1 protein-coding gene and 1 pseudogene are annotated in these 1,129 nt (G+C 70.5%); both read right to left on the bottom strand.

Annotated features, from left to right (window positions below; genetic code table 11):
* Positions 1–510 (bottom strand): annotated as a pseudogene (locus tag BAY1663_RS22780) (exodeoxyribonuclease V subunit alpha); the annotation flags it as partial.
* Positions 511–712: 202 nt separating this feature from the next.
* A partial coding sequence (locus BAY1663_RS22775; RefSeq protein WP_037045423.1) for a PD-(D/E)XK nuclease family protein occupies positions 713–1,129 on the bottom strand: 417 nt, incomplete at its 5' end.

Here is a 1,129-nt window from a genome sequence, read left to right as displayed (position 1 = left end):
CTTGCCGGTGCCGGGGCCGCCGGAGATCACCGCCAGCCGCCGGCGCACCGCCTGCGCCGCGGCCAGCCGCTGCCAGTCGGGGCTCTGCCGGTTGAAGGCGAACAGCCGCGCCAGGCTTTCGCCGAGTTGCGCCTCGTCCACCTCCGGCGTATCGCCGGCGCGGGTCAGCAAGTGTTCGGCCAGTTGTTGCTCGTAGGCCTGGTAACGGGCGAGATAGAGCCGCTCGCCGTCGAGGATCAGCGGCGCGTAGTCACCCGGGGCGCCGACCAGCGGCGAAGCCTGCAATCGGGTGCGCCAGGCGTCGAGGGGCGGCAGGACGAAGTCGTGCTCCGGCCACGGCCGCTTGCCGGCCAGGCGCGCCAGCGGCAGGCAGACGTCGCCCTTGCCCAACACCTCGCAGCACAGCGCGCCGGCGACCAGCACCGCGTCCGAGGCCTCGGGTTCGAGGCGTTGCAGGCTGGCGACGAAGGCGCGCTCCAGGGCGCCGAAGGGCAGATCGGCCAGATTCATGGGCGCGTCCTTCTCCAGGTAGGAGCCAGCTTGCTGGCGATCCGTGGCGACTCGATGGAAGGGAAAGCATCGCCGGCAAGCCGGCGCCTACACGAGCAGCGTCCGGGTTCGATAGCCGCTGCGTGGCGGAGGACGGTGCGGTGGAAGTGGTGGGCTGAAGCGGAGCGCCGCCCGGCCCACCCTACATGATGATCGGGCGCCATCACTGGCCCTCCTCGAACAATCGGTCCAGCGCATCGAGCAGCGCCTCGGCGGGCCGCGCGAAATAGACGCCGGCCTCGGGCATGCCGCGCAGGAACAGATAAAAGGCGCCGCCCAGCTGCTCGTCGCGGAAATCCGCCAGGCGCTGGCGCAGGAAGCGCCGCAGCGCCACCAGGTAGATCAGGTACTGCAGGTAGTAGTGCTCGGCGGCAAGCGCCTGCAACAGGCGTTCGCCGTCGTAGTAGCCGGCGTCCGGGCCGAGCCAGTTGGACTTGTAGTCGGCGATGTACCAGCGCCCGTCGTGCTCGAAGGTCAGGTCGATGAAACCCTTGAGGAAACCCTTGAGGCTGTCGAATTCCAGCCGCGCCGCCGCCTCGCGCAGCGGCGCGGCCAAGCCGTGGGCCGGGTCGCCGAGCAG

This window comes from Pseudomonas sp. BAY1663 (assembly GCF_000582595.1).
Lineage (GTDB): Bacteria > Pseudomonadota > Gammaproteobacteria > Pseudomonadales > Pseudomonadaceae > Stutzerimonas > Stutzerimonas stutzeri_AF.
This window is presented reverse-complemented; position numbering and strand designations above follow the sequence as displayed.